This window comes from Flavobacterium sp. (assembly GCF_050696275.1).
GTDB lineage: Bacteria > Bacteroidota > Bacteroidia > Flavobacteriales > Flavobacteriaceae > Flavobacterium.
Genome location: NZ_JBOGUT010000001.1, coordinates 161008 through 186774 on the forward strand (window position 1 = coordinate 161008; position 25767 = coordinate 186774).

Annotated in this window: 24 protein-coding genes and 1 other RNA gene; 14 read left to right on the plus strand and 11 right to left on the minus strand. The window is 36.0% G+C overall.

The genetic code is table 11. From position 1 onward, the window contains the following. Positions 1-54 precede the first annotated feature (54 nt). A complete protein-coding gene (locus ACRDEC_RS00670) occupies positions 55-1272 on the plus strand; it encodes a porin (protein WP_431496406.1) in 1218 nt (405 codons plus the stop codon). A 76-nt stretch (positions 1273-1348) separates the two neighbouring features. Here ACRDEC_RS00670 and ACRDEC_RS00675 read toward each other — a convergent pair whose 3' ends face one another. Both ACRDEC_RS00675 and ACRDEC_RS00680 read right to left on the minus strand, forming a co-directional pair. Continuing rightward, on the minus strand, positions 1349-3505 hold the full coding sequence (locus ACRDEC_RS00675) for a choice-of-anchor I family protein (RefSeq protein ID WP_431496407.1): 2157 nt from the start codon (positions 3503-3505) through the stop codon (positions 1349-1351). Positions 3506-3622: 117 nt separating this feature from the next. Then, on the minus strand, positions 3623-4120 hold the full coding sequence (locus tag ACRDEC_RS00680; protein ID WP_431496408.1) for an N-acetyltransferase family protein: 498 nt from the start codon (positions 4118-4120) through the stop codon (positions 3623-3625). Between the two features lie 150 nt (positions 4121-4270). Between ACRDEC_RS00680 and ACRDEC_RS00685 the strand changes: the two genes are divergently transcribed. The 4 genes from ACRDEC_RS00685 (at position 4271) to ACRDEC_RS00700 (ending at position 8086) form a co-directional block, all read left to right on the plus strand. Further along, positions 4271-4957 carry a hypothetical protein gene (locus tag ACRDEC_RS00685; protein WP_431496409.1) on the plus strand — a complete coding sequence of 229 codons (687 nt, stop codon included), beginning with the start codon at positions 4271-4273 and terminating at the stop codon, positions 4955-4957. Positions 4958-5048: 91 nt separating this feature from the next. Then, a complete protein-coding gene (menD, locus tag ACRDEC_RS00690) occupies positions 5049-6701 on the plus strand; it encodes a 2-succinyl-5-enolpyruvyl-6-hydroxy-3-cyclohexene-1-carboxylic-acid synthase (RefSeq protein ID WP_431496410.1) in 1653 nt (550 codons plus the stop codon). 92 nt (positions 6702-6793) lie between these two features. Next, complete coding sequence (locus ACRDEC_RS00695; protein WP_431496411.1) at positions 6794-7135, plus strand: DUF2853 family protein; 342 nt, start codon at positions 6794-6796, stop codon at positions 7133-7135. Between the two features lie 102 nt (positions 7136-7237). Beyond that, positions 7238-8086: a CvfB family protein gene (locus tag ACRDEC_RS00700; RefSeq protein ID WP_431496412.1), complete on the plus strand. Its 849-nt coding sequence runs from the start codon at positions 7238-7240 to the stop codon at positions 8084-8086. 308 nt (positions 8087-8394) lie between these two features. Here the strand turns inward: ACRDEC_RS00700 and ACRDEC_RS00705 are convergent, their stop codons facing one another. Beyond that, entirely contained in the window at positions 8395-8589 is a 195-nt protein-coding gene (locus ACRDEC_RS00705; RefSeq protein WP_431496413.1) for a hypothetical protein, read from the minus strand. 206 nt (positions 8590-8795) lie between these two features. Continuing rightward, positions 8796-9914 carry a C1 family peptidase gene (locus ACRDEC_RS00710; protein WP_431496414.1) on the minus strand — a complete coding sequence of 373 codons (1119 nt, stop codon included), beginning with the start codon at positions 9912-9914 and terminating at the stop codon, positions 8796-8798. A gap of 70 nt (positions 9915-9984) precedes the next feature. Here ACRDEC_RS00710 and ACRDEC_RS00715 point away from each other — a divergent pair, with 70 nt between their 5' ends. The 7 genes from ACRDEC_RS00715 to ACRDEC_RS00745 all read left to right on the plus strand — a co-directional run bounded on the left by ACRDEC_RS00715 (position 9985) and on the right by ACRDEC_RS00745 (position 17136). Further along, a complete protein-coding gene (locus tag ACRDEC_RS00715; RefSeq protein WP_431496415.1) occupies positions 9985-10824 on the plus strand; it encodes a 1,4-dihydroxy-2-naphthoyl-CoA synthase in 840 nt (279 codons plus the stop codon). Between the two features lie 88 nt (positions 10825-10912). Continuing rightward, the gene (locus tag ACRDEC_RS00720; protein WP_431496416.1) at positions 10913-11428 is read left to right on the plus strand and encodes a PH domain-containing protein; all 516 of its coding nucleotides are present in this window, start codon (positions 10913-10915) and stop codon (positions 11426-11428) included. Further along, entirely contained in the window at positions 11428-12948 is a 1521-nt protein-coding gene (locus ACRDEC_RS00725; RefSeq protein ID WP_431496417.1) for a PH domain-containing protein, read from the plus strand. Before ACRDEC_RS00720 ends, ACRDEC_RS00725 begins: the two co-directional genes overlap by 1 nt. A 43-nt stretch (positions 12949-12991) precedes the next feature. Then, entirely contained in the window at positions 12992-13954 is a 963-nt protein-coding gene (gene menA, locus ACRDEC_RS00730; RefSeq protein ID WP_431496418.1) for a 1,4-dihydroxy-2-naphthoate octaprenyltransferase, read from the plus strand. A gap of 33 nt (positions 13955-13987) precedes the next feature. Continuing rightward, positions 13988-14665: a metal-dependent hydrolase gene (locus ACRDEC_RS00735; protein WP_431496419.1), complete on the plus strand. Its 678-nt coding sequence runs from the start codon at positions 13988-13990 to the stop codon at positions 14663-14665. 131 nt (positions 14666-14796) lie between these two features. Then, positions 14797-16002, plus strand: a complete 1206-nt coding sequence (locus ACRDEC_RS00740) for a tetratricopeptide repeat protein (RefSeq protein ID WP_431496420.1) — start codon at positions 14797-14799, stop codon at positions 16000-16002. An 84-nt stretch (positions 16003-16086) separates the two neighbouring features. After that, positions 16087-17136, plus strand: a complete 1050-nt coding sequence (locus ACRDEC_RS00745; RefSeq protein WP_431496421.1) for an o-succinylbenzoate synthase — start codon at positions 16087-16089, stop codon at positions 17134-17136. Positions 17137-17159: 23 nt separating this feature from the next. Here ACRDEC_RS00745 and ACRDEC_RS00750 read toward each other — a convergent pair whose 3' ends face one another. From ACRDEC_RS00750 to ACRDEC_RS00775, 6 genes are all read right to left on the minus strand, one after another. After that, positions 17160-17630, minus strand: coding sequence for a nuclear transport factor 2 family protein (locus ACRDEC_RS00750; protein WP_431496422.1), 471 nt, complete (start codon positions 17628-17630; stop codon positions 17160-17162). 6 nt (positions 17631-17636) lie between these two features. Then, positions 17637-17873, minus strand: coding sequence for a CBU_0592 family membrane protein (locus ACRDEC_RS00755; protein ID WP_431496423.1), 237 nt, complete (start codon positions 17871-17873; stop codon positions 17637-17639). 66 nt (positions 17874-17939) lie between these two features. Then, complete coding sequence (locus ACRDEC_RS00760; RefSeq protein ID WP_431496424.1) at positions 17940-18587, minus strand: hypothetical protein; 648 nt, start codon at positions 18585-18587, stop codon at positions 17940-17942. 25 nt (positions 18588-18612) lie between these two features. After that, on the minus strand, positions 18613-19527 hold the full coding sequence (locus tag ACRDEC_RS00765) for an OmpA family protein (RefSeq protein WP_431496425.1): 915 nt from the start codon (positions 19525-19527) through the stop codon (positions 18613-18615). A gap of 358 nt (positions 19528-19885) precedes the next feature. Then, positions 19886-20282: a transfer-messenger RNA gene (gene ssrA, locus ACRDEC_RS00770) on the minus strand. 39 nt (positions 20283-20321) lie between these two features. Next, positions 20322-21530, minus strand: coding sequence for a serine hydrolase domain-containing protein (locus tag ACRDEC_RS00775; RefSeq protein ID WP_431496426.1), 1209 nt, complete (start codon positions 21528-21530; stop codon positions 20322-20324). Between the two features lie 159 nt (positions 21531-21689). Between ACRDEC_RS00775 and ACRDEC_RS00780 the strand changes: the two genes are divergently transcribed. After that, positions 21690-22892, plus strand: a complete 1203-nt coding sequence (locus ACRDEC_RS00780; RefSeq protein WP_431496427.1) for an NAD(P)-dependent oxidoreductase — start codon at positions 21690-21692, stop codon at positions 22890-22892. Positions 22893-22962: 70 nt separating this feature from the next. Continuing rightward, entirely contained in the window at positions 22963-24336 is a 1374-nt protein-coding gene (locus ACRDEC_RS00785; RefSeq protein ID WP_431496428.1) for a M28 family peptidase, read from the plus strand. Positions 24337-24389: 53 nt separating this feature from the next. Here ACRDEC_RS00785 and creD read toward each other — a convergent pair whose 3' ends face one another. Continuing rightward, on the minus strand, positions 24390-25757 hold the full coding sequence (creD, locus tag ACRDEC_RS00790) for a cell envelope integrity protein CreD (protein ID WP_431496429.1): 1368 nt from the start codon (positions 25755-25757) through the stop codon (positions 24390-24392). Positions 25758-25767: the final 10 nt, after the last annotated feature.

Below are 25767 nucleotides of genomic sequence, written 5' to 3' on the forward strand. Positions count from 1 at the left end.
AATTAATAACATTAGTTTTGCAACCGAATAACACACAACTAACATTTTCTTAACATGAAAAATTTTTTTCTTTTTATTGCTTTGTGCTTTATCACTGTTTTACAGGCACAGGAAATAAAAGTTTCCACTAAAGATAACGATTTAAAATTAGCAGCTCTTCCATATTATAGCTATGGAAAAGGACTGGGAATTACTTCAGCCGACAGTTTGTTCCAGTTGAATATTCGTTTCAGAATCCAAAACAGAATTGGATATATTCAAAATGAGGATGAAGATGCTGCGTATGATGGGCAAATCCGTCGCTTGCGTTTGCGTTTTGATGGTTATGTCGGAAATCCAAAATACTTGTACGTAATTCAATTGTCTTTTGCACCGGGCGATGTTGGAGAAATTCAAGAAGGTGAAAACCTTAATATTATTCGTGATGCTGCGGTTTTTTACAGACCTAACAAGCATTGGAATTTAGTATTTGGTCAAACAAAAATTCCTGGAAACCGCCAGCGGGTAAACTCTTCGGGGGCTTTACAGCTTACAGATCGTTCTATAAATAATGGTAAATTTAACATTGACAGGGATTTTGGTATCCAGGCGTATTATTTGAATGAAAAACACGATGCTTTCTCTTATAATATAAAAACTGCAGTAACAACAGGAGAAGGGCGAAATTGGACTAAAAGCCCGGATAATGGTGTTGCTGTGACAGGAAAACTGGAATTGTTCCCTTTAGGAGCTTTTACTAAAGATGGTGCTAATTTTGAAGGTGATCTTGCCAGAGAAAAGTCTCCTAAGTTAATGTTGTCTGGTGTGTATCATCAGAATAATCACGCCAGAAGAACCCAAGGACAACTAGGTGATGATTTATTTGAACAAAGAACCATGAAATCGTTTTTAGCTGATGCAATGCTAAAATATAACGGATGGGCTGCCATGGCTACTTATATGAAAAGAGATGCTAAGAACCCTATAACCGTAAATCCTGATGACATAACGGAGTCTAATTATGTTTATACTGGAAACGGGATGGATTATCAGTTGAGTTATATTTTCCCTTCAATGTATGAAATCATAGGGCGCTATTCAACGCAGTCGGCAAATAATAATATCAAAGATCTGGCTCCGAATACTAGAGAATACACATTTGGTGTTACAAAATACGTTTGGGAACACGCTTTTAAAGTACAAACGGAATTTACATATGACAAACTGAGTTACTTTAACGGAAAAACTAAAGACAATTGGTATGTTCGTTTCCAGATTGAAATCGGAATCTAATCGTTTTGAAACTAAAATGAAAAAGCCAGAAAGAAACTCTTTCTGGCTTTATTGTAAAGATAAGAAAAACACACAACTACTTAACTACCAATTTCTTTACAATTCCTTCTGATGTTTTTACCATATAAATACCAGATGATAGAACAGCGGTATTTATTGTTAATGCATTTTTTTCCTGCTGGATTAGTTTTCCGGAGCAATCATATAACTCAAAATTTGCAGCACGGTTAAAGTAGACAATTCCCTTTTCTGCCGGATTTGGGAAAATTACAAATGTTTTTGGTTCCATTGAAAAATCAGGATTTGATAAATTAGTTGTATTTACTTCATACATCGAAATAGTTCCGCTTATTTCATTGGCAACCGCCACATAATTCTTTCCTGTAGTAGTATTTTCAGCTTTTATAAAAGTAATGCCTTCAGGGCCGTTATCTCCTGAATAAGCAGAAGTATTACGACTGTTTTTATAATCTGTAAATTTTACATCGTTCGGATTGGTGATATCATAGACCATAACTCCTCCAACTCTTTCCAGAGTGATAAAGGCAAAGGTTTGCCCGTTTAGCCCTGCAAGTGTTATTCCTTCAGGTTCCGGCCCTTTAGCACGGCTTCTTCCTTTTTTGATATTGTCACTGTGATCGGCATTAAAAACAGCATTGATTGCGGGTGTCAAAGCAGTATATTTCTCAAAATCATCCCCGCTGTCATAAACAATTGATTTTGTATCGGCATTGAATATGGAAAAAGAACGGCTTCCTAAACAGTAGATGTTTTCATAAGCGGCATCAGCATCCGTATTTCCGTTAAGATTGGTCACGCGCATTCTTCCGGCATTGTTGTTGCTTTTTAGTACAGCACTTTGTGGGAAATTTGTTGCATCCAGCGATATAGCTCCTATGGTGGTTCTTTCGTTTAGTCCGGTGTATTCTTTCTCGTCTCCTTCATTAGCGGTTACTAAATAGGTAGTTCCTGCAACGTTGTAGTTAGCAACTCCATCCGGAATATAATACGCTTTTATAGGCCAGTTAGCAATTAAAGTCTGGTTGTTATTATCTGAAATATCCATTCCGTTTCCAGGAAGGTTTACATCTTTTGTTCCCAATGGCCAAATATCGGCATATGTATTAGAAGCCAAATTGATTTCTGCTATAGCATTATTTTCCTGAATAGTTACCCAGGCTTTTTGAGAATCGGCGCTTACTGTAATGTATTCCGGTTCCAAATCCTGTGATAGTGTACTGGAAGCTTTGGTTTTTCGAATTCCAGAAGCCAACAATGCTGTTTCTTGTGCATTGTAATTTGTAAAAAGTAAAGTGGTTACACTCGATTGAGATACACCAGCAATTCCGCCTGAAACATCAATAATAGAAATTGAGCCTTCCGGATCTACTGTATAGGCATCGTTAGGCTGACCTTCATTAGCGGTCAAAACTTTATTTCCATCAGGTGTAAAGGTAATCATGTCGGGCAAAGCACCTACAGTTACTTGTTTTAAAAAGGTGCCGTTAGTGTCAAAAAAAACGACTGAGCCATTCAATTGTTCATTTGCATTAGGTGATGCTACGGCAACAATTCCGTTTTTTACAGCCACACTGGTAATTCCTCCGTATGGAGTCATATCAATGGAATTTACAATACTTAAACTGGTTGGATTTGAAAAATTGATAATGTCTAATTTTTTTGCAATGGCACTGATGGTAAATAATCTTTGGGAAGCAGGATCATGAACAACAATCTCGCAGGTACTGCTGCTGGCGCCTGACGGGTCAAAGCTTCCGATGTAATCCAATTGAATTGAATGGTTTGGAACTGGAGCCGATTCGTCATTGTCTTTAATGTAAATTGTTGTAAAAGTGTTTCCTGAAATGGTAAGACCTGATGGATTTTCCAAACTCAGTACAAAATATTCCGAATGTTGCTCACCAACGGCATCATCAATAATCGGAACGACAATGGTTTGTGTTAAGGCACTTCCTGAAGTAAAGTTTAGCGTTTGCGTTGCCAAAGTAAAATCATTGGAATCAGCCGTACTGAATGGAACGCCTTTTACGACTAAATTCACGGAGGAAGTCGTTGGGTTTACCAAGTTTAAAGTAAGGTTCAGATTTCCCTGATTTTCATTCGTTACAATAAAATTGGAACCAAATGAAACGGTTTGACTCCAGGAATAACCGTTTACAAGAAATAGGAGTAACGTTATTATTCTTAGTGGGGTTTGGTAATTTTTGGACATAAGTGTTGGTTTATATTTTCACACAAATGTCAAAACTGCTGATTAAGTAATGTTTAATTTAAAAACATCTTATAATTAGTATAAGTTTATCTTTAAGTTAATCAGGTAAATTTCGGTCTATTCTAAAATTAACTGCATAAAAACAGAATCCAGCCATCTACCGAATTTATAACCGGTTTCGTCAAGATGTCCGTTTTTTTCGAATCCTAATTTCTCATGGAAATGAATACTTCCTTCGTTTTCCGCATCGATAACACCAATCATACTATGCAGCTTTTGTGCTTTTGCCAAAGCAATCAGTCCTTTTAATATAATGGCGCCAATCCCGTTTCCGATGAAGTCCTTGTGTACATACAGCGAATGCTCTACTGTAAATTTATAGCCTTGCTTAAAACGGAAAGGACCGTACATACCAAAAGCAACAATTTTCCCATTATCCTCACCAACAATAAAAGGGAAATCTTTTTCCTTGGTTTGGTTGAAAATCCGTTCCTGCTCTTCTAATGTTCTTTCATCATAATCCCAAATCGAAGTGGTATGTAAAATTTCATGGTTTACGATTTCCAAAACACCTGGCATGTCTTGAAGGGTGGCGTGACGTACTGTAAGACTCATAATCTGATGGGTTTAGAACATCAAAAATAAGAAATATAACACAAACATCAAAAAAAGAATTAGCAGTTGTTAAAACGGTTTTATAACGCTTAATTTCAGCAGTTTGACGGGTAATTATGGTATGGTGAAAAATAAGTTTTAACTTTAAGTATGGATTCGCTACTAAAAAATAGGATGTCAGACGGATTGATTGTTTTGTATTTTACAACCATTGTAATTTACAGTTTTTTTGTTTTTTATGATTACCAGCCACTGAAAGGTTTTTTCGGGTTTATCAGGATTCCTGTCTTACTGTTACTTTATTATTTTACTTCAGTAAAAAGAGATTATGTTTATTTTTTAGCGCTTTTTATTTTTCAGATTACTTATCTTTTATTTAATAAAAGTACCGAAACGAGTATGTTTTATGGGGCTCTGGCTTCTGTGATTTTTCGTTTTTTAATGATTGTAATCATTTATAAGGCTATTCGGGAAAAAGAATGGATGCTGACTATTCTTGCCGGTCTGCCGTTTCTTTTTGTTCACTTATTTCTGATTGATCTGGTTAAGGATGTAATCTCCAATAGTATATATTTATGGATATTGAATGGTCTTCTGACGGCTTTGCTCGGAGGTATTTCGGTTTCAAATTATTACTATAATCCCGGAAATAAAAGTCTGTGGTTACTCATTAGCTGTTTGTTCTTCGTAGTGCAGATCGGATTGTTTTTTATCAATAGATTTTACTTAAAGCAGCAAATTTTTTTACAACTCATCATCATTATTTACGGAATATCTAATTTTACCTTTTATAAATTTATGATTGTGAAAGAAAAGGAAGAATGTGAGCCTAACTAAGCGGCTGATGGAACTGTCCCATTAATTTTATAAATTATAATGAAATCACTCGACAACTTTGTAACTTTGCGTTTCAGCAACTGCTAAAAACATGATTTACCCAAAAATACCCTTGGCTCAAAGCATACTCGAAATTTGTAAAGCTAAAGGACTCCAGCATATTGTAATTTCTCCTGGTTCGCGAAATGCACCCTTAACTATCGGTTTTACTAATAATCCCGCTTTTACCTGTTACAGCATTGCAGATGAACGCTGTGCCGCTTTTTTTGCCTTGGGAATGGCGCAACAGCTGCAACAGCCAGTGGCGGTGCTTTGTACTTCGGGTTCAGCATTATTGAATTATTATCCGGCTGTTGCCGAAGCGTTTTATAGTGAGATTCCATTAGTAGTTATTTCTGCCGATCGCCCGCATAATAAAATTGATATTGGTGACGGACAAACCATTCGTCAGGAAAACGTTTTTGCCAACCATTGCCTGCATAACGCAAATCTGACGGAACTGCCTTCTGAGGAAAACGATCTGAAAATCCAGGAAGCGTTGTTTTTGGCTGTGGCCAAAAGAGGTCCGGTTCATATTAATGTCCCGTTTGAAGAACCTTTATATGAAACAGTGGAAGAAGTTTCTGTTGCTCCTGATTTAATCGAATTGTTCTCGGAAGAAAAGCCAAAAATTGATATTGCACCTTTTGCTGCTCAATGGAATACTGCCAAAAAGAAATTAATTCTCATAGGTGGATGCGATCCTGATTTTATACAACAAGCCGTTTTAGACCAATTAGCGAATGATAATTCGGTTGTGGTGATGACAGAAGTGACTTCAAATGTGCATCATCCTAATTTTATTACCAATATCGATACTGTAATCACTCCTTTCGCGGAGGAAGATTTTAAAAACTTCCAGCCGGAAATCCTGATTACCATAGGAGGAATGATTGTTTCTAAAAGAATCAAGGCTTTCCTTCGAAAGTACAAGCCACTTCAGCATTGGCATATCGATGAACTTCGGGCGTACAATACTTTTGATTGTTTGTCTCAGCATTTTGAAATGACTCCAAATGCCTTTTTTGAGGAGTTTTTATCCAAAACAATGCCTGTTCACAGCGATTATCTTCAAAAAACAATGGAAATTAGGGAGTTTAGGGCGATAAAGCATCGGGAATATTTATCAGGAATAGCATTTTCTGATTTAAAAGCGTTTGAGTTGTTGTTGCCGAAAATCCCCAAAGAAAGCCAATTACAGATCAGTAACAGTTCTGCAATCCGATATGCTCAATTATTTGCAATAGACAAAAGCGTTGCCGTTTTCTGCAACCGAGGTACCAGCGGAATAGACGGAAGCACTTCAACAGCAATTGGAGCAGCCGTGGCATCAGGTAAAGAAACCATACTGATTACAGGTGATGTCAGTTTTTTATACGACAGTAATGCGCTCTGGAATAATTACATTCCGAAGAATTTCAAAATTATTCTTGTAAATAATGGAGGCGGAGGGATTTTCAGAATTTTGCCAGGACATCAGGAAACAGCAACATTTACCACATTTTTTGAAACAACACACAACCTGACTGCTGAACATTTGGCAAACATGTATGGGTTCCAATATGAGACTGCAAACACAGTACAATCTCTGGAAACAAGTTTAGATACTATATTAAAATCAGGAAAACCGAGTATCTTAGAAATTTTCACACCAACAAATGTTAACAATTTATTATTATTAGATTATTTTAAGAATTTAGCTTAAAAAAATCTATTTTTTTTGCCAAAATTTGTTTCCGAAATATTAATAAAATCCCTACATTTGAGATTCTTATTAAAATTATAAACTTAACTACTATGAGCAAAAGAGATGATTTAATCGTAAAGTATGCGGCCGATTTAAAGGAAAAATGTGGTGTTACACCAGATATGGCTTTACTGACAAAAGTAACAATTGGGTGTGGTCCATCTATTTATAATGCTGATGCCGCAACTGTTTCCGGAACACAGCAATCGGAATTGGATACCGTGAAAAATAATTTCCTGATTAAGAAATTAGGACTTAAAGATGGTGCTGATTTGGATAAAGGAATTGATGCTGTACTGGAAAAATACGGCAAATCAAACAAAAACAAATATAGAGCTGTTGTATATTATCTTCTCGCTGTACATTTCAAAAAAGAAAGCGTGTACAAATAAGATTGGGGATTTTAAAAGATACAGAAGCGTTTCAGAAATGAAACGCTTTTTTATTGGAACAACTTACAAACTTTGTACCTTTGCAACTTTGAAACTGGAATTATGATTGAAATAGGGAAATACAACACACTAACAATACTTCGTGAAACTAAGGTCGGTCTTTATTTAGGCAAGCCCGAGGAAAATAAAGATCCAAGTAAAGATATTTTACTGCCCGTTAAATATGTGCCCAACCAATTTGAAATTGGAGAGGAAATCGCCGTTTTTGTGTACCTGGATCATGAAGAAAGACCTGTTGCCACTACTTTGGAACCTTATATCTATCTGAATGAATTTGCGCTTTTACGTGTCAATTATGTGAATCAGGTTGGCGCTTTTATGAATTGGGGAATGGAGAAGGATTTATTTGTTCCTTTTAAAGAGCAAGCAAGACCTATGGAACAAGGTAAAAGATATCTTGTGTACATGTATATGGATGAGAAAACCAATCGTTTGGTAGCTTCCAGTAAAACAAATCAGTTCCTGAACAACGATGCTATTACTGTGGAAGAAGGGGAAGAAGTCGATTTGATCGTTTCTCATATTACCGAAGTTGGTATCAATGTGATTATCAATGAAAAACACAAAGGGCTTTTGTATAAAAACGAAGTATACGATGATTTACGTACCGGTGACAGAATTGTCGGTTACATCAAAAATATCCGCCCGGACGGTAAAATAGACGTTTCTGTATCTAAGTTAGGCTTTGATAAAATAGAGCCCAGCGCTCAGAGTATCCTCGACGAACTAAAAGCAAGCCGCGGATTTCTCCGTCTAAACGATGACTCGCATCCGGAAGACATCAAAACGGTACTCAAAATGAGTAAAAAGACATTCAAAAAGGCTATTGGAACTTTATACAAGCAAAAACTAATCGAAATAAAAGAAGACGGGATTTATCTAATAAAGTAACCGAAAATCCAGCTAAAAACAAAAAATGCCAATCCTACTGGGTTGGCATTTTTCTATTTATTCCATCGCTGAAATAAACGATAACATACGTAAAGGGATAATAACATTCTTTACTAAAATCAAAAAATTAAATAAACTTTTTTGGAATAATTTCTTTCATTAGAGAATTTGAATTCTAATATCTTCTCTTTCTTATTCCGATTTTTTTTGTGCCATAAAACAACTCTATCATATCATTTCAATGTAAAAACTGATATTCGCTTTGTTGCCTGTGGTTTGATAATGATTTTAAAGATTGCAGCGTAAGATTATTTTTTGCTAATCGAATCTTTTGGTTCAACCATAGGGGCTACTGTATCTGTTTTCACACTGTCAACAACTTCTGGAGCTATCTGCTCAGTTGCTACAGGTTCATCGTTAGATGTTTCTACTTTTTTATTACAACTTGTAATCAATGCACCTAGTGCAATTATAAGAGCGGCAGTTAAAACAATTTTCTTCAAAAAATACTTTTTTAGTTAATAAATCAGTGAAAAATTATAGTATATGGAAGCAATATAAAATATTGATTTCCAGTACATTAAAATTAGGTAAATTTGAAATACAAAATTCTAAAACGGAAGAATATTTTTAAACTTTAACATTTTAGGAGGTTTAATGCCGAATTGCTTTACAATTTTCTAAAAGAACAGGTGCTTTCAGGTTGTTTTTATAGGCCTAAATTCTGTTTTGTGCCTTTCTGCAGAGCATCTTTATGAACAAGAACAGAGATCGCTTTCAGTCTCATATAAGCTGCACTCATGTAAACATAACCGCCATTTGCCACTCTTTTTCCGTCTGTTCCCCAGGAATTTTTCACTTTGTAGTAAATAGTCCCTTTTTGATCTTTCATCTTCCCTACAATGTGCATCAAATGATCATCTGTTGTAGTCAGGTTTTCAAATTCCTGCTGACGCAATTCCGGAGTGATTTCTTTTTCGGTTTTAATTTCGCTTAAAATAGCGCTGCTGTCCTGTTCGTTTTCGGGAATCACGGCTACACCGCTTTTACCTGAAAAAGTAGGTTCGCTCACATCGCAGTCCAATTCTACCGTATAACCGTTGGCCAGTGCATAATCAATGTTGGAGATAAATTCAGTAAGCGGCAGATTGTAAAAACTTCCGTTTGAAAAATTATCAGGAATATTCAATATAAAAGATTTGTAATTTGGAACATGGGTAAACGAAGTAATGGTTACATAGTCTTTCGGGTTGATTTTGGTCATAGCCAAAAAACTTTGCGGAGTATATTTTTTTCCTTCAAAAGTAAACTCAGTTGGGTTTTTACCCATATAAACATCTAAAATGGCAGCAATCGCATTCTTCCAGTTTGGAGATAATTTTTTAGCAGGATTGTCTACGTATGTTTTCAGCATACTTTCAATTACAGCAACCATTTCGGCATGATTATGGTTTTCATAAGTGCCGTTCAATCCGGTGTAAACGGTATTTGGAACTATTCCATAATCCGCAACGGAATTGATTACATCATGAGCAAGTCCACCTTCACCAAATTGAGCTTTCCCCTGGCGCATAACATAATTTTCGGCTTTTTTCGGATACGTATTTCTTACTTGGTACATTTCCGAAAGGTCAATTTTCTTTCCTGTCAGACGAATAATTTCCGATTCTAAAAACGATGAAGCTGAAAAACTCCAGCATGTTCCTGAATTTCCTTGGCTGATTACAGGTAAGGCTTCTAGGTCAGTAACGGTTTGAAATTCATATTTTTGCGCATTTCCTGAGAAAATAAAACCCAGTAAGGAAGCTAAAATAAATAGTTTTTTCATTGTATTTTAATTTTTTTGAAACCGCAAGATAACATAAAAAATAGTTATTTTTACGGTAAAATTATTACATATGAGTACCATAAACTGGAAAATCGTTAAGGAGTTTGAAGATATAACATATAAGAAATGCGATGGCGTAGCAAGGATTGCTTTTAACCGTCCGGATGTGCGTAATGCCTTTCGTCCCAAAACAACCGCCGAATTATTACAGGCTTTTCATGATGCACAAGAAGATACTTCCATTGGTGTGGTGCTGCTTTCTGCCGAAGGACCTTCCTCTAAAGACGGAATTTGGTCGTTTTGCAGCGGTGGAGATCAAAAAGCCCGAGGACATCAGGGTTACGTAGGAGATGACGGATACCACAGACTGAACATTTTGGATGTACAAAGATTAATTCGTTTTATGCCAAAAGCGGTTATCTGCGTTGTCCCAGGCTGGGCAGTAGGTGGCGGGCATAGTCTGCACGTAGTTTGTGATTTAACATTGGCAAGTAAAGAACATGCAATTTTTAAACAGACAGATGCTGATGTAACCAGTTTTGATGGTGGTTATGGTTCTGCTTATTTAGCTAAGATGGTAGGACAAAAGAAAGCCCGCGAGATTTTCTTTTTAGGAAGAAATTATTCTGCACAGGAAGCATTCGAAATGGGAATGGTCAATGCCGTAATTCCTCACGAAGAACTCGAAGATACTGCTTATGAATGGGCACAGGAAATTCTGGCAAAATCACCTACTTCTATAAAAATGCTGAAATTTGCAATGAATCTGACAGATGACGGTATGGTGGGACAACAGGTTTTTGCCGGTGAAGCTACTCGTTTGGCATACATGACCGAAGAAGCAAAAGAAGGACGCGATGCTTTTCTTGAAAAACGCAAGCCTAATTTTGATAAAAAATGGCTGCCATAATTTGGAGAATAGCCAAGGAGTGTAAAGCAAAAACCAAAAACAAGATCGTCGTAAACTGACGTAGTACATTATCAAACAGACTTTCTCAATGGAAAATTTTACAAACGAAACAATAGATGTCAGCGCTCTTCCTAAATTTGAGGAAGTTCAATTTACTTCCTTACATCCTAATTATTGGAAAGTAATTTTGCTGTACTGGCTTATTTTTTTCCTGATTTTAGGAATAGCTGCCGCTGCGATCCTTTATTTTGTAGAGGATTTGGGAGGATTCCAATTGGGAGTAGGTTGTACTTTTATTATTTTTCTGGGGCTTTCAGTCTTTTTTTCCAGAATCAGTTTCCGGAAAAAAGCATTTGCTTTCAGGAATCACGATGTGCTTTTCAGATATGGGGTTATTGCGACCAATACAGTGGTTATCCCGTATAATAGAGTACAGCATGTGGCTTTGCATGAGGGATTGCTTTCAAGGTATTTCGGATTGGCCAAAATTGAGATTTTCACTGCAGGCGGAAGTTCCAGTGATATTGAAATACCGGGGATAGAAAAATCGCAGGCAGAAAATATTAAACAACTTTTGATGGGTAAAATTCAAAAACAACTATAATGGAAACCAATTTTACCCGGCCGCAGCTACAGTCTCCAATTGGAGTATTGGTTATGTTTTTTGATACTATAAGAGGTTGGGCAAGAGCGTTATGGCCTATTTTAGTGTTTTGGATTTTTAAATTCAATCAAATCAATACAGCATTTCTTTTGCTGGGAATCTTTGGTGTTTTTCTGGTTATTGCCATTTTTGCGTATCTGCGTTACCGTAATTTTTCCTTTTTTCTGGATTATGAAAACGAGGAATTCATCATTAACGAAGGAGTTTTCAATAAATCCAAAACAACTGTTCAGTTGAATAAAATTCAACAGGTAAATATCAGCCAATCTTTAATCCAAAGAATTATCGGTGTATACTCGTTAGATGTGGATACTGCCGGAAGTACTAAAAAAGAAGGAGAAATTAAGGCGATTTCACATCGGTTGGCACTGGAACTCAAAGCATGCCTGCTGGAAAATGGGAAAAACAAAAAGAATGAAATTCAGGAAACGGAAGGACCGGCTGTAGTATCGTCTGAAGCGCATCCGTTTATTAACATCAGCTTTTTAAGCCTTTTGAAAATAGGGATTACCTCAAATTATATCAGAAGTTTGGGTATCATTTTGGCTTTTTTTGCTACGGTTTATGAAAACGTTAATAATCTGGCAGAACACTCCAAGTTTGATAAGGATAAAATAGGTACCTATATTGATAAGAACTTAGCTGTTGATCAAGGTTTTGCGTTACAATCTGTGGCATTTATTGTTTTTCTGATGCTTGTCTCTGTCTTAGTGATTAACCTTTTTCGTGTTATTGTACGGTATTTCGATTACAAGATTGAAAGACAAAGCGGCTCACTGTTGTTGTCTTTTGGTTTGCTGAATACGAAAAGTACCATTATTAAGCCTGAAAAAGTCCAGATTACAACAGTGTCTCGGAATTATTTTCAGAAAAAAATGAATATTCTGGAGCTTAAAATCAGACAAGCTGTAAGTGATGGAAGAGACGAACGCAAATCGGCTATTGAGATTCCGGGCTGTAACGAATTAGAAAAGGACGAAATACTGAAATTGCTTTTTGGAAGAATTCCGGAAAGAGGCATCATGTTGCAGCCGAATTTTCGCAAACTTGTTTTTTCAATATTCCTTACAATAGTAATACCTTTGACAGGATTTTTTATAGTTGGCAATTATGCTGCTCCGCAACTGTTGGAATTTGCTTATCTAACGCCATTTTATATCCTGTTTTTTGGATTGGTACACTTTTTCGGATTCAGGAATTACCGGTTGTTTATCAGCGACGATTTTATCATAAAACAGAGTGGTGCCTGGGATATTGCACATGATATTATAGAGCCTATGAAAATCCAGGCAATAACTACTTCACAGCTTTTTTGGCATAAGGGTGCAGATATTGGATATCTTACCCTGCATACTGCCGGCGGAAATGTGGCTTTCCAATTGGGAGATTTTACAAAAATCAAGGCATATGTCAATCTTTGGCTGTACAAAATAGAAACATCGGACAGTAATTGGATGTAAAACAGATTACAGTATTTATAACGATTTAATTAATTCATCAAAAATGAAACACTGGATTGAAGCTGCACGATTAAGAACCTTACCTCTTTCTGTTTCCGGAATTATGGTGGGCAGTTTATACGCATTGGCAAACCCTACAAATGATATTTTAACGCCAACACAAGTTTTTAGCTGGAAAATATTCGGTTTCGCCATGCTGACTACGTTGGGATTGCAAATTCTGTCCAATTTCGCTAATGATTACGGCGACGGGATTAAAGGAACGGACAATGAAGACAGGGTAGGACCTGCGCGTGCCATACAAAGTGGTGTAATTACACCAAAAGCAATGAAAAGAGCTATGTTTATCACAGCGGCTTTAACATTCATTTCTGCGGTTTTACTGATTTATGTTTCTTTTCACGACAACCATTTAGGGTATTCGATCTTTTTTCTTGTGCTGGGTATTCTGGCTATTGCATCGGCTATCCGTTATACAGTAGGGAATTCTGCTTATGGTTATAAAGGGTTTGGTGATGTTTTTGTATTTGTTTTCTTCGGATTGGTGAGTACTTTGGGAGTCAACTTTTTATATTCAAAACAATTCGACTGGCAATTGGTTTTACCTGCTGCCGCCATTGGAATGCTAAGCGTTGGAGTTCTTAATCTGAACAATATGCGTGATGAGGCTTCTGATAAAAAAGCGGGAAAAAACACGATTGTAGTTAAAATAGGAGGCGAAAAAGCCAAAATCTACCATTATTTCCTGATTGTAACAGCAATGGCTCTAATCCTGCTGTTTGCTGTTCTGCAACATTTCCATTTCGATCAGTATCTTTTCCTGCTGGCTTATATCCCGTTGGTAAAACATTTGGTTACGGTGTATAAGAATAAAGATCCGAGAGCTTTGGATCCGGAATTAAAGAAAGTAGCGATAAGTACCTTTTTACTTTCGTTATTGTTGTCCTTATGTCTGATTTATTTTTTTTCGGATATTATTGTAAATGTCTTTTTAGGCGGAAGATAAGTAGTTAACTTAAATAAAATCAATTCAATAAAGATGAAAATAACATTCTACGGACATGCTTCAATCGGTATTGAAGTTTCAGGAAAACATATTTTAGTAGATCCTTTCATTACAGGTAATCCCAAAGCAGCCCATGTCGATATCGATACGCTGAAAGCCGATTATATTCTGTTAACTCATGCGCATCAGGATCATATCCTCGATGTAGAGGCTATTGCCAAAAGGACTAATGCGGTGATTGTTTCCAATTATGAAATTGCGACACATTTCGGAAGCAAAGGACTGCAGTTTCATCCGATGAATCACGGCGGAAGCTGGGACTTTGATTTTGGGAATGTAAAATACGTCAACGCTATTCATACGAGTTCTTTTCCTGACGGCAGTTACGGCGGTCAACCCGGAGGTTTTGTAATCGAAGGCGAACATAAAAATATCTATATCGCGGGTGATACTGCTCTTACAATGGACATGAAACTCATTCCGATGCGCACTAAACTTGATTTGGCAATTTTGCCAATAGGTAACAATTTTACGATGGATGTCGATGATGCCATCATTGCTTCTGATTTTGTAGACTGTGACAAGGTTTTGGGTTACCATTTCGATACTTTCGGCTATATCGTTATCAATCATGACGAAGCCAAAAAGAAGTTTTTTGATGCCGGTAAAGATCTGATGCTGCTCGAAATTGGTGAAAGCATCGACCTCTAGTTTTTCCATTGCTACTAAGCGCCGTCAAAGTGCCGTCAAAGTGCCGCATACCTGCAGTAAGGTTGCAGGACCCTTTTATATTCCAATAAAACTATGGCATTCTAATTGCTGTAATCCATTAAAAATTTATAATGAAATTCAAGATAATACCCTTTTTCATGCTTTTTGCTTTCCATACGTCATTTTCACAGGAAATGGACGGTTATTGGGATAAAGAACGAATTACAAATAAAGAAATCAAGCTGTCTGCAGGCGATAAAATTGTAATCAAATCGGAAGATCTTCCGGTAGGAACCACTGAATTCGTGTACAGAATTACCTTATTGGATGAAAACCAGAAGATGGTCAATGATCTGGCTTCTGTTCTTAAATCCATTCCTGATCCATACTACATTGGGAAAGGTGCCGGCGGAGCTATTTCTCTGGCCTCAAGTATTTCAGGAAGTGATAAATGCACGTATGGTATTTTTACGGATAACGATAAAGCCACCGAGTACACAAAATCAGGTGATTTCAAGTCGGCTTGTCTGTATCAGCCCAATTCGGTAAGCAAAGACGCCAAAGTGGTTTCGATGTTAAAATCTACCTGCCTCAATGAAAATACAAAGATTCTTTGGTTTGCTTTTGAAAATCAGAACTGGATCATGAATGAGAAAATTGTGCTGGAAATTGTGCCTTGGGTCGATAAGAAAGCCAGTCGTGGCTGGAGTCAGGACAATAAGAAAATAGCCGCTGTTTTTATAAAAGCCTCAGAAACGGCTTCAAGATTGACGAATTCTGATTCGTTTTGCTTTAATATCATGGAGAAAATCCAGAAAGAATATAAATTTCAGGAGTTTCAGAAACTGACTGCTTCAGAGAAAAATGCGTTGCTTGCTAAATTTGAAGATGCTTCTTTAGCCGAAACCGGAAATACATTGGTTTTTAATAAAATCATCCGCATGGAGGCCAAAACAATGTCCTTGAAAGGTCAATTTGAAAATGCCATCCAGCTCCTTAGCGATAAAATCATCGATAAAGGCAAAGGGACGGCTCTAGATTACAATTCTCTGGCTGAGCAATACATTTTCACCAAACAATTCGAAAAGTCGCTTAAATCGCTTAAAACCGCCGAAAAAATAGATTCCAGTGAACTGTTGGTGCAGCTTAATTTGGCACACACTTACATGTTTCTGGATAACATGACGGCTTCAAAAGAAATTCATAATAAATTCAAAGCACAAAATGTTTCGGTGAATCAAACCTGGAAAAATAAAACGATCAACGATTTGGATACTTTCCAAAAAAAGAATCTGCCGTCAGATAATTTCAAAAAGGTGCTGAGGCTGGTCGATTAAAAATGGCTTTGCCTCAATTAGCCCTTTCATTCAAAATCTGGAAATTATGAAGCCGGTTCAAACTAACGTTATAAGCAATCCAAATTGAAAGCAGTCTATCACAAATACATCCTCGATTTTAAAAAACCATCGGGAACTTCCCGCGGTGTTTTAACCCAAAAAGAAACTTGGTTCCTGGTGTTGGAAAACGACGGGAAAAAGGGCATAGGTGAGTGTGGAATTTTGCGTGGTCTCAGTGCAGACGACAGACCTGATTATGAAGAAAAATTACAATGGGTTTGTGATCATATTCATCTGGGTGAAAAAATGCTTTGGGAAGCTTTAATGGAGTTTCCTTCCATTCAGTTTGGAGTCGAAATGGCGTTCCGTTCTCTTACGGGTGAGAACCCTTTTTTGCTATTTCCTTCGGACTTTACTTCAGGAGAAAAAAGCATTCTGATTAATGGTTTAATCTGGATGGGTGATGAGGTGTTTATGAAGCAGCAAATCGAAGAAAAAATCGCTCAGGGTTTTCAATGCATAAAACTTAAAATCGGAGCCATAGATTTTGATAAAGAACTGCAGTTACTGCGTTATATTCGTCAGAATTTCTCTCCGGAACAAATAGAAATCCGTGTGGATGCTAACGGTGCTTTTAGTGAAAATGAAGCTTTATATAAAATAAATCAATTAACTGGTTTTCAATTGCATAGTATTGAGCAACCAATACAAAAAAACCATACTGACACGATGTCAGTTTTGTGTAAAAGCACGAATTTGCCCATCGCTTTAGACGAAGAACTCATTGGTGTTTTTACATATCAGGAAAAAGAAGATTTATTGCTTAAAATTAAGCCTCAATATATCATTTTAAAGCCAAGTTTTATAGGCGGAATCAGAGGGACTGATGAGTGGATTTCACTGGCTGAAAAACACAACATCGGTTGGTGGATTACATCAGCTTTAGAGTCGAATATAGGATTAAATGCGATTGCTCAATTTACTTTTTTGAAGTATAATTCCATGCCTCAGGGTTTGGGTACGGGAGCACTTTTTACCAATAATTTTGATGGTCCTTTAGAAGTTAAAAACGGCCGGTTGTTTTATAATTCCAATCGTAAATGGAATGATAAAACAACTGCTCTTTTAAAGTAAAATAATTTGATTTTCGGACTGTTTTAAGTCGTTTTTTTAATGTAATTTGCTAGTGATTTTTTAGCGTTTTGTTGGATTCCATTTTGCATAAAAGGTGTCCATCCCAATAGAAAACCTTTCCATCCTAAAGCCTGTTTTGACCATTTGTAAATGTCAAAATTATCCTTATGTTTTATGATTAATCCGTCTTTAAACTCAAATTCGACATCAATTACATTGACAACTTTTCGATTGGTTTGACTGAAAATATAGGTTGCAATCCAAGTTGCAGAACCTGATTTTTCATCTGAAATAACATTTTTAAATTCAATTTTTAAGTTTCCTTTGCTTCTTTCCAGGAGCATTTTCCACATGGCAACAACTTCGTCATGGTTCAATTTTCCAAAAGCCGGATCCTCAAAAACAGCTTCATCATGATAACAATAAGCCATTTCAATTGCGTCTGAATTGGAGAAAGCGGTATAAAATTTGGTTATTAAAGAAGTATTTTCCATGTTTTTTTATTTTTTCAGACATTTAATTAATCCGACAATGCTAACTGCAGCCCAGGTTCCTTCCAGAATTATAAAAGGCATATAATTGATTAAAATAGAGGCGTAACAAGCAATTAAAGCGCCTAAAACATTTAATATGAAATAGAGTTTGCCTTCTTTAGTAATTAGTGAGAATATATTTAAAAAGTAAGCGATTAGAATAATTCCAACACCTATTGTTCCTATGATATCATTATAACTCATTCTTTTTTTCAAAGATAAAAAAACCACACTGAAAAGTGTGGTTTGATATTATAACATTTTGATAAATTATTCTTTCCCGCCATCTAAGCTCTCTTGCCAGTCTTTCAGCTCATTCCATTTGCCTTGGTATGCCAGCAGGCATTGTTTCGCCCACGTTGACGGATTGTGCATTCCATATCTTTCTCCTGCTTCGCGAAGAATGGCCTGTGATCTTTCCAATGAAGTTTCAGAAAGCGCTTTCCATGTTGTGATTCCTGCATTATGGTATAATTCTTCAATTTTTGGACCTATTCCTTCCACAATCTTTAAATCGTCCTGTTTTATTTTTTTACCATAAACAGAGGCAGCTAAATCAGCATCAAAAGGGATTGGTATATCTGAAACTGCAGTAAAGGATTGTGTGCTGGAGTGTTTGGCTCTTATCGAATCGATTTCTGTGTGTAAAGAAGAAATAGTGGCATTCAGTTTTGCGGTATTTTCCTTGCAGACGTCTAAATCAGCTTGAAGTGAGGCGGAAGCTGTTCCTGCTTTGGCAGAAGCCAAATCGCTTTCCAGAAGTGAAATCCTGCTGTTTAATTTGGTGTTTTCAGAATTACTGAAATCGAGTTTTGACTTTAAATCACCTCCGCCGGATTTCGTTTTTCCTAATAAATACCCTAAAAATGCACTGATAAGACCTACTATAACTGGGATTAAAAAGCATGGTATATTCATAATATTAAGTTTTTATATTGATAGATTATTTGAGAGTTATGACTGTTCTTCGGTTTTTAGATTTGCCTTCAGCAGTCCTGTTGTCTGCAATAGGTTCGTCCTGACCTTTGGAAGAGCTTTCGATTTTGTCAGAGGAAATACCGTTTTTTGCTAGATAATTTTTGGCAAAATCGGCACGTTTTTGACCTAATTTTATATTCACATCTCTATTTCCGGAACTGTCTGAGTGACCTGTACAGCTTATTTTGGCACTAGGAACATTGTCCAGATACCTGCTTAAATCAGCTATTTTTTGTCTTTCTTCCGATGTTAAACTGATTTCCGTCTGATTTGTATTGAAGTATAATACTAAAGGATTTGCTGTTATTTTTTCTTTTAATGCATTCCAATCCTCAGTGGTATTTGAAGCTGTCGCATTTTCGTTATGCTTGATGGTAAAACTGACAGCACCGTAAACTGTGTCGTTGCTTACTTTCCATTCCTCCCGAAGCTCACCGCTGGTTTCAAATCTATTGGCTACAAACCCTTTTGAAACGAAATAATTTTTCACATCGTTCGCTCTGGCCATGCCTAAATTTGGAAATGCAGAAGTATTTTTTTCCGTGTTTAATGCATAACCTGTAATTAGAAGTTTTTCGTTTGTTTGTTTATCGAAAAACCTTTTTAATAAATCGATTCCAGAATTAATGGAGTCGCTCACGGGCTGAATGTTGTTAAAACCGTTGGATAAAAATCTGAAATTGTCATTACAAGAGTAGTCGAAATCATTTCCGGTTAATTTGAAAATGGCACTACTTCCTATTTCATTGTTTTTTGAGATTGGTACAGGATTTTCTGCCTTTGCCTCACAGCAATCTTTACAGCAAAATTTAGGGTATAATATGGCCCCAAGAATGATTGTTGCTAAGATGCCCAAAATGTAAAGTGTTTGTTTAGACATAATTAGTAGGGTGTTTGTTGTAATCAAATTTAATAAAAAAAGATTTATTTAACACTTATTTTATTGAAATTGCATCAAAACATTAAAAATAAATTAAAATAAATAATAAAAATTGCTTTTTATTAGTATTAACATTGTTTTTAAATACAGTTTTTCTCAGCTAGCCGAAACGTGATAGGATAGGGCGGAAGCACAAGTAATATAAATAGTTTTTACTTGTTTGAGCAACAATGTTTTGTTGGACAACACAAGAGCAAAATGTATTGCAGGTAGCAAGTTTTTATGAGCTGATATTGATTGGGCATCGTCAGGTATAAAAAATAAAAAACCACCTCAGATAACGAGACGGTTTTTTATTTTGTGGAGTCGCCGAGAATCGAACTCGGGTCCAAACAAGCAACTAAAGAGCTTTCTACATGTTTATTTCCTGATTAGATTTTCGATATTGTGCTAAGCCAGAAACAGCAACACAATACTTAGCTTTATTAGTGTCAAAACGGATTCAAAGCATTACCGTTTCTAGGTTTATTTTTACGGTTCTCCTTTGCGAAACGCCACAAACCAAGGCTTTTCAGGAGAATCCAGCTTTCCTACCTTGTAGGAACTAGGCAAATCTTACTATAATTCAGATTAAGCAGCTAAAGCGTAATTATTTTCGCCGTGTAAAAGTTCGAGACATTATATTAATGAGCAACACCTCAATGCTCAACATGCTTACAATTCAATTCGACTTGCTGTCAAAACCAGTCGACCCCATTTGTGAGTTTGCAAAAGTACTTAATTTATATCAATTTTTATTCCAAAGTTTCATCTTTCCCTTTTAATTCAAAAGGATAATCACCAAAAAGGCTTGATAAAAGCTTCAATCTGTAAGTGCATCGCGTGTATTTGTTTGAAATACAGATTAATGTCGTTTTTTCATCTTTCAGTTTGATATATGCCGAAGTGCTTCCGTGCCACCAGCCATTATGATAAAACATTTTTTTGCCATTCTCCCATTCAAACATTCTGATTCCCAGACCATAATTTCTGGTACCTCGGCTTTCATAACTGTATCCTTTAAATACTTCTTTCAGTAATTTTTTATTTAGAAAGGTGGGATTGTAAGTTGCCATATCAAATTTCAGCAAATCCCTGGGAGTTGAATAAATATTTTTATCTCCATAAATATCATCAAGATAGTTAAGCGGGTACTTTATTTTGTTTCCTTTATACGATTGGCTTGCTGTTTTTCCGTCTCTTTTTAAATCAAAAACAAAAGTATTTTTCATGTCAAGAGGCTCAAAAATGAGTTTTTGCATCGCTGTGCGGTAATCCATTTTTGTTATTTTTTCAATAATTAATGCTAAAAAAGAATAATTGGTATTGCAATAACTGAAACGGGAATCAGGTTTAAATTCTAATTCGATATCATTTTTAACCATAAATGGAATCAAGTCACTGTTATGCAAAGTGTCTCTTTTGTTCCAGACATTATTTTTATCGGTAAAATAGCTGTAATTACGAAGGCCGCTACGGTGATTCAATAAAGTTCTTACAGTTATATCTTCATAGGGAAAACCTTCAAGAATGGTATTTACCCTTTGATCCAGAGTGATTTTTTTTGAATCTATCAGAAACAAAACAGCCGTTGCGGTAAGTACCTTGCTTAAAGAAGCGATGTGCAACGGAGTTTCCGAAGTAATGGTGTCCTTATTTTCGAAATTAGACATTCCGCGGTATTTTTCAAAAATGATATGTCCGTTTTTAGCCACTAAAAAACTGCCTGAAAAATTATTCGGAACATAAATTTTATCATAAAAGTGCTGGATTGTATGTTGCAGCTTACTTTTGTCTGCAGGACTTACGTCAGGTAAATTGCCTTCAAACGGCTGCATTGAGTATACAGAACCTACTTTGCTTTCTTCTTTTGTTTTTAATACCTTTTTTTTCTCAGTGCATGAAAAACAAATAGTTAACAATATAAAAAGTAGGAGAAGTTTTATGTTTAGTTTCGATGTCATTTTTAAGTACTTACAAAACAAATATAATTAAAGTATTGACATTCAAAATAGGTTAAAACTAATTATTTTGGCTTGTTTCATATCATGGAATTGTTATATTTGTAACAAATATCAAATAATTAGTTATAATTATTTTAAACTTTAAAATCAAGCAGTTACATGAAATTTGGAATTATAAAAGAAAGAAAAAACCCACCGGACAGACGTGTTGTTTTTACACCTGATGAATTGGTCAGACTGAAGCAACAATTTCCTCAGGCTGAAATAAAAGTCGAATCATCTGACATACGTGTTTTTCCAGACGAACTGTACAGCAATTTAGGGTTTGAAGTGACTAATGATGTTTCAGATTGTGATGTTTTAATTGGAGTTAAAGAGGTTCCTACAGAGTCATTGATTCCAAATAAAAAGTATTTCTTCTTTTCACATACGATTAAAAAACAACCGTATAACAGAAAATTATTGCTTTCCTGCTTGGAAAAAAACATTGAATTATTTGACCATGAAACCGTTGTAAATCAAGCAAATCATAGGCTAATCGGTTTTGGGCGTTATGCAGGAATTGTGGGAGCTTACAACGGAATCCGTGCATTTGGGATGAAATACGATTTATTTAATTTAGTCAAAGCAGAAACATTAACCGATAAAAATGCTTTGGTCGAACGTCTGCGCAGACCGGTACTACCTCCTATAAAAATCGTATTAACAGGTCATGGTAAAGTTGGATTAGGCGCTAAAGAAATGCTTGATGCGATGAAAATCAAAGAAGTTTCCATTACGGATTATTTGACAAAGAGCTATGATATTCCTGTTTATACGCATTTAGATTTGGAAGATTACAATAAAAGAATTGATGGAAATGCATTTGATAAAAAAGACTTTTATGCAAATCCAGAGTATTATACTTCAGATTTCGGGCGTTTTACTAAAGTTTCGGATATCTTCATGGCTGGGCATTTTTACGGGAACGGTGCTCCGGTAATACTATCTCAGGACATGCTTAAAGCTGCTGATAACAAGATAAAGGTTGTTGCTGATATTTCTTGTGATGTTGATGGACCAATTGCTTGTACGGTTCGCGCTTCGACAATTGCTGAGCCATTATACGGTTATTTGCCAAGTGAGCACAAGGAAGTAGATTATTTGCATCCGGCTGCAATAGTTGTAATGGCAGTTGATAATTTGCCTTGCGAATTGCCTAAAGATGCCAGCGAAGGTTTTGGAGAAATGTTCCTTGAGCATGTAATTCCTGCTTTTTATAACAATGATCAAGATGGCATTTTACAGAGAGCAAAAATTACTGAGAACGGAAAACTCACTGAAAGATTCCAATATCTGCAAGATTATGTAGATGGAAAATAAATGAAAGTCCCGATTTTGTCGGGACTTTTTTATTTTGTTAATTTACTATTCATTAAAAAGATGCCCTAAAATGAAAAAACTCCTGACATTACTTTTATTAAATTCCATTGTTGGATTAGCTCAAAATTCGGATGAAAGCCAATTAGCAACAATATACAAATCAGCGTTAACTAATTCTAAATGCTATTCCTGGCTTGATTATTTATCTAATTCTATCGGATCCAGATTATCAGGTTCGGATGGAGCTCAAAAAGCAGTAGAATATACTAAAATCCAAATGGAAGCTTTGGGAGCTTTCGATAAAGTATATCTTCAGGAAGTTATGGTGCCAAAATGGGTTCGTGGTGAAAAAGAAACCGCCTATTTCCTTGATGGAAAGAAAAAAACGGTAGTACCTATTTGTGCTTTGGGAGGCTCTGTGGCAACTCCGAAAGCCGGAATTATGGCTGAAATTATCGAAGTCCAGTCAATGGATGATCTGAAAACACTAGGAGAAGCTAAAATTAAAGGAAAAATAATCTTCTTTAATCGTCCTATGGATGCTTCTCAAATTGAGGCATTTCGTGCTTATTTCGGAGCCGGAGATCAGAGAAGAGCAGGGGCTAAAGAAGCCTCAAAATATGGAGCAATAGCGACAATTGTTCGTTCGCTTACTTACAGATTAGATGATTTTCCTCATACAGGTTGGATGGGGTATGGAGATATCCCGAAAGAACAATACATACCTTCGGCAGCCATCAGTACTAACGGTGCTGAATTGTTGAGTAAGACATTAAAAAGTAATCCGAAACTAAAATTCTATTTTAAACAATCATGTAAAATGGAAGATGATGTTTTGTCTTACAATGTTGTTGGAGAAATAAAAGGAAGTGAGCATCCTGAAAAAATAATTGTGGTTGGAGGTCATTTAGATTCTTGGGATCTCGCTGACGGCTCACACGATGATGGTGCAGGATGTGTTCAAAGTATGGAAGTAGCCAATATATTTAAGAACATTGGCTTCAAACCGAAAAATACCCTTAGAGTAGTACTGTTTATGAATGAAGAAAATGGAGGCAGAGGAGGAGGTAAATATCAGGAATTGGCACAGAAAAATAGCGAAAACCACATTTTTGCAATGGAAAGTGATTCAGGTGGATTTACACCAAGAGGTTTTTCTTTAGAAAGCGATGCGGCAAATCGTAAGAAAATTGCTAATTGGAAATCTCTTTTTGAGCCTTACTATGTTCATGTTTTTTCAGAAGGGCATGCAGGCTCCGATATTGAACCGTTAACATCTTCAAAAATCGTTAAAGCCGGTTTATTGCCTGATTCACAGCGTTATTTTGACTATCATCATGCCGCAAATGATACCTTTGATGCGATTAATAAAAGAGAACTCGAGTTGGGAGCAGCTACTATGGCTTCACTGATTTATCTGGTCGATAAGTACGGTATTGAATAATAAAAGAAGCCCTGAATTTCAGGGCTTTTTTATGCAATATGAATTCACTCTTATTATGAATTGGAATTATTCCAGTCAATTTTTCTGGAAAAGTACATTACTGCCCCAAGAATCAGGAATAAACCGATGCTTCCTACTAAAAGCGCATAATTTTCCAGTTGAATGATTACGAATATAAACGTATATAAAGCAGTAAGCGAAAGACCAATAAATAGTGGGAATTTCTTATTCTTTAATACAGAGACCGAATACAAAGTTATCAAGGCAATTACTGAAATTCCGGCAATGACATAACCCAGTGCAAAACTGGAATGTTCTGTAATTGAGATCAATAAAGTATAAAACATAATCAAGGCCAATCCAATCATGCTGTATTGAAAAATATGAATGCTGATTTTGCTGATGGATTGTATCAGAAAGAAAACCAAAAAGGTCAATCCAATTACGAGAAACCCGTATTTTGAAGCGCGCTCGCTTTGTTGGTACTCGTCGACAGTTTCAATTAGTTTTACACCAAAAGAATATTCATTAAGATTAGGAATCTTTTCAGCATATTGCTGTGAAAATGAACGGTTGATATCTAATATTTTCCAATCGGCATGAAATCCTTTTTTACCTATTGTTTTGGTAGTGTCATTGGCAGCGAAAGTTCCTTCAAAACTTGGCGAATCCCAATCGGAATCTACTATAATGGAAGTTGTTTTTCCTACAGGAATAAATTTGACACTATTGCTTCCATTGTATTGCATCAGGAAGTTGAAGTAAATAGTTTCTTTATTGGCTAAAACCTTATAATTAAAAGTACTGGTCTCTAAAGTTCCATAGAAATTGTCTTCTTCCGGTTTCGATTCGAAATCTAATTTTTGGTTGTTTAATCTGATATTTAAATCACTTTTAATACTTTTTAAATTGGTTGTTTTTACAATAATGGAGGCTTTATCCCAAAGTAAATCTTCTTCTTTAATACCTAATTTTGCATAATCCGGTTGGGTGAATTGTCCATCAAAATGCATGTTAGCAGTGAAAACCACATTGTTATAAATGCCTCGTTTTAATGAAGTGTTTTTCTTTACATCCGATTTATTGCTTAATTTTTCAGGGAAAAAGTAAGCATATTCAATCGTGGCACTTTTCTCGATAGTAACGACTTTGGTTTTGGAATTGGTCACGTTATATTCTTTATATGCTTTATAAGGAACTTTTAATATCGGACCATAAAAGAAGACATCTTTTCCCCAGAGTTCCGTTACTTCGTTGACAACTTCCTGTTTCCGCTGTGATCGCTCACTGATGAGATCTTTTACAAGTTCCAATGGAATTAATAACACGAGGGTGAGCAGACCCACCATCATCATTTTGGCCGTTGTTGATTGAAAGAAAGAACCTTTGTTCTGACTGTTGTTTTCTGTTTGATTTTCCATTTTATTAGTA

Coding starts and splice junctions, on each gene's coding strand:
- creD (WP_431496429.1), bottom strand. CDS start 25,757: ATGGAAAATCAAACAGAAAACAACAGTCAGAACAAAGGTTCTTTCTTT.
- ACRDEC_RS00710 (WP_431496414.1), bottom strand. CDS start 9,914: ATGAAAAAACTATTTATTTTAGCTTCCTTACTGGGTTTTATTTTCTCA.
- ACRDEC_RS00740 (WP_431496420.1), top strand. CDS start 14,797: ATGAAATTCAAGATAATACCCTTTTTCATGCTTTTTGCTTTCCATACG.
- menA (WP_431496418.1), top strand. CDS start 12,992: ATGAAACACTGGATTGAAGCTGCACGATTAAGAACCTTACCTCTTTCT.
- menD (WP_431496410.1), top strand. CDS start 5,049: ATGATTTACCCAAAAATACCCTTGGCTCAAAGCATACTCGAAATTTGT.
- ACRDEC_RS00675 (WP_431496407.1), bottom strand. CDS start 3,505: ATGTCCAAAAATTACCAAACCCCACTAAGAATAATAACGTTACTCCTA.
- ACRDEC_RS00685 (WP_431496409.1), top strand. CDS start 4,271: ATGGATTCGCTACTAAAAAATAGGATGTCAGACGGATTGATTGTTTTG.
- ACRDEC_RS00775 (WP_431496426.1), bottom strand. CDS start 21,530: ATGACATCGAAACTAAACATAAAACTTCTCCTACTTTTTATATTGTTA.
- ACRDEC_RS00680 (WP_431496408.1), bottom strand. CDS start 4,120: ATGAGTCTTACAGTACGTCACGCCACCCTTCAAGACATGCCAGGTGTT.
- ACRDEC_RS00735 (WP_431496419.1), top strand. CDS start 13,988: ATGAAAATAACATTCTACGGACATGCTTCAATCGGTATTGAAGTTTCA.
- ACRDEC_RS00785 (WP_431496428.1), top strand. CDS start 22,963: ATGAAAAAACTCCTGACATTACTTTTATTAAATTCCATTGTTGGATTA.
- ACRDEC_RS00760 (WP_431496424.1), bottom strand. CDS start 18,587: ATGAATATACCATGCTTTTTAATCCCAGTTATAGTAGGTCTTATCAGT.
- ACRDEC_RS00695 (WP_431496411.1), top strand. CDS start 6,794: ATGAGCAAAAGAGATGATTTAATCGTAAAGTATGCGGCCGATTTAAAG.
- ACRDEC_RS00780 (WP_431496427.1), top strand. CDS start 21,690: ATGAAATTTGGAATTATAAAAGAAAGAAAAAACCCACCGGACAGACGT.
- ACRDEC_RS00725 (WP_431496417.1), top strand. CDS start 11,428: ATGGAAACCAATTTTACCCGGCCGCAGCTACAGTCTCCAATTGGAGTA.
- ACRDEC_RS00700 (WP_431496412.1), top strand. CDS start 7,238: ATGATTGAAATAGGGAAATACAACACACTAACAATACTTCGTGAAACT.
- ACRDEC_RS00670 (WP_431496406.1), top strand. CDS start 55: ATGAAAAATTTTTTTCTTTTTATTGCTTTGTGCTTTATCACTGTTTTA.
- ACRDEC_RS00755 (WP_431496423.1), bottom strand. CDS start 17,873: ATGAGTTATAATGATATCATAGGAACAATAGGTGTTGGAATTATTCTA.
- ACRDEC_RS00715 (WP_431496415.1), top strand. CDS start 9,985: ATGAGTACCATAAACTGGAAAATCGTTAAGGAGTTTGAAGATATAACA.
- ACRDEC_RS00765 (WP_431496425.1), bottom strand. CDS start 19,527: ATGTCTAAACAAACACTTTACATTTTGGGCATCTTAGCAACAATCATT.
- ACRDEC_RS00720 (WP_431496416.1), top strand. CDS start 10,913: ATGGAAAATTTTACAAACGAAACAATAGATGTCAGCGCTCTTCCTAAA.
- ACRDEC_RS00750 (WP_431496422.1), bottom strand. CDS start 17,630: ATGGAAAATACTTCTTTAATAACCAAATTTTATACCGCTTTCTCCAAT.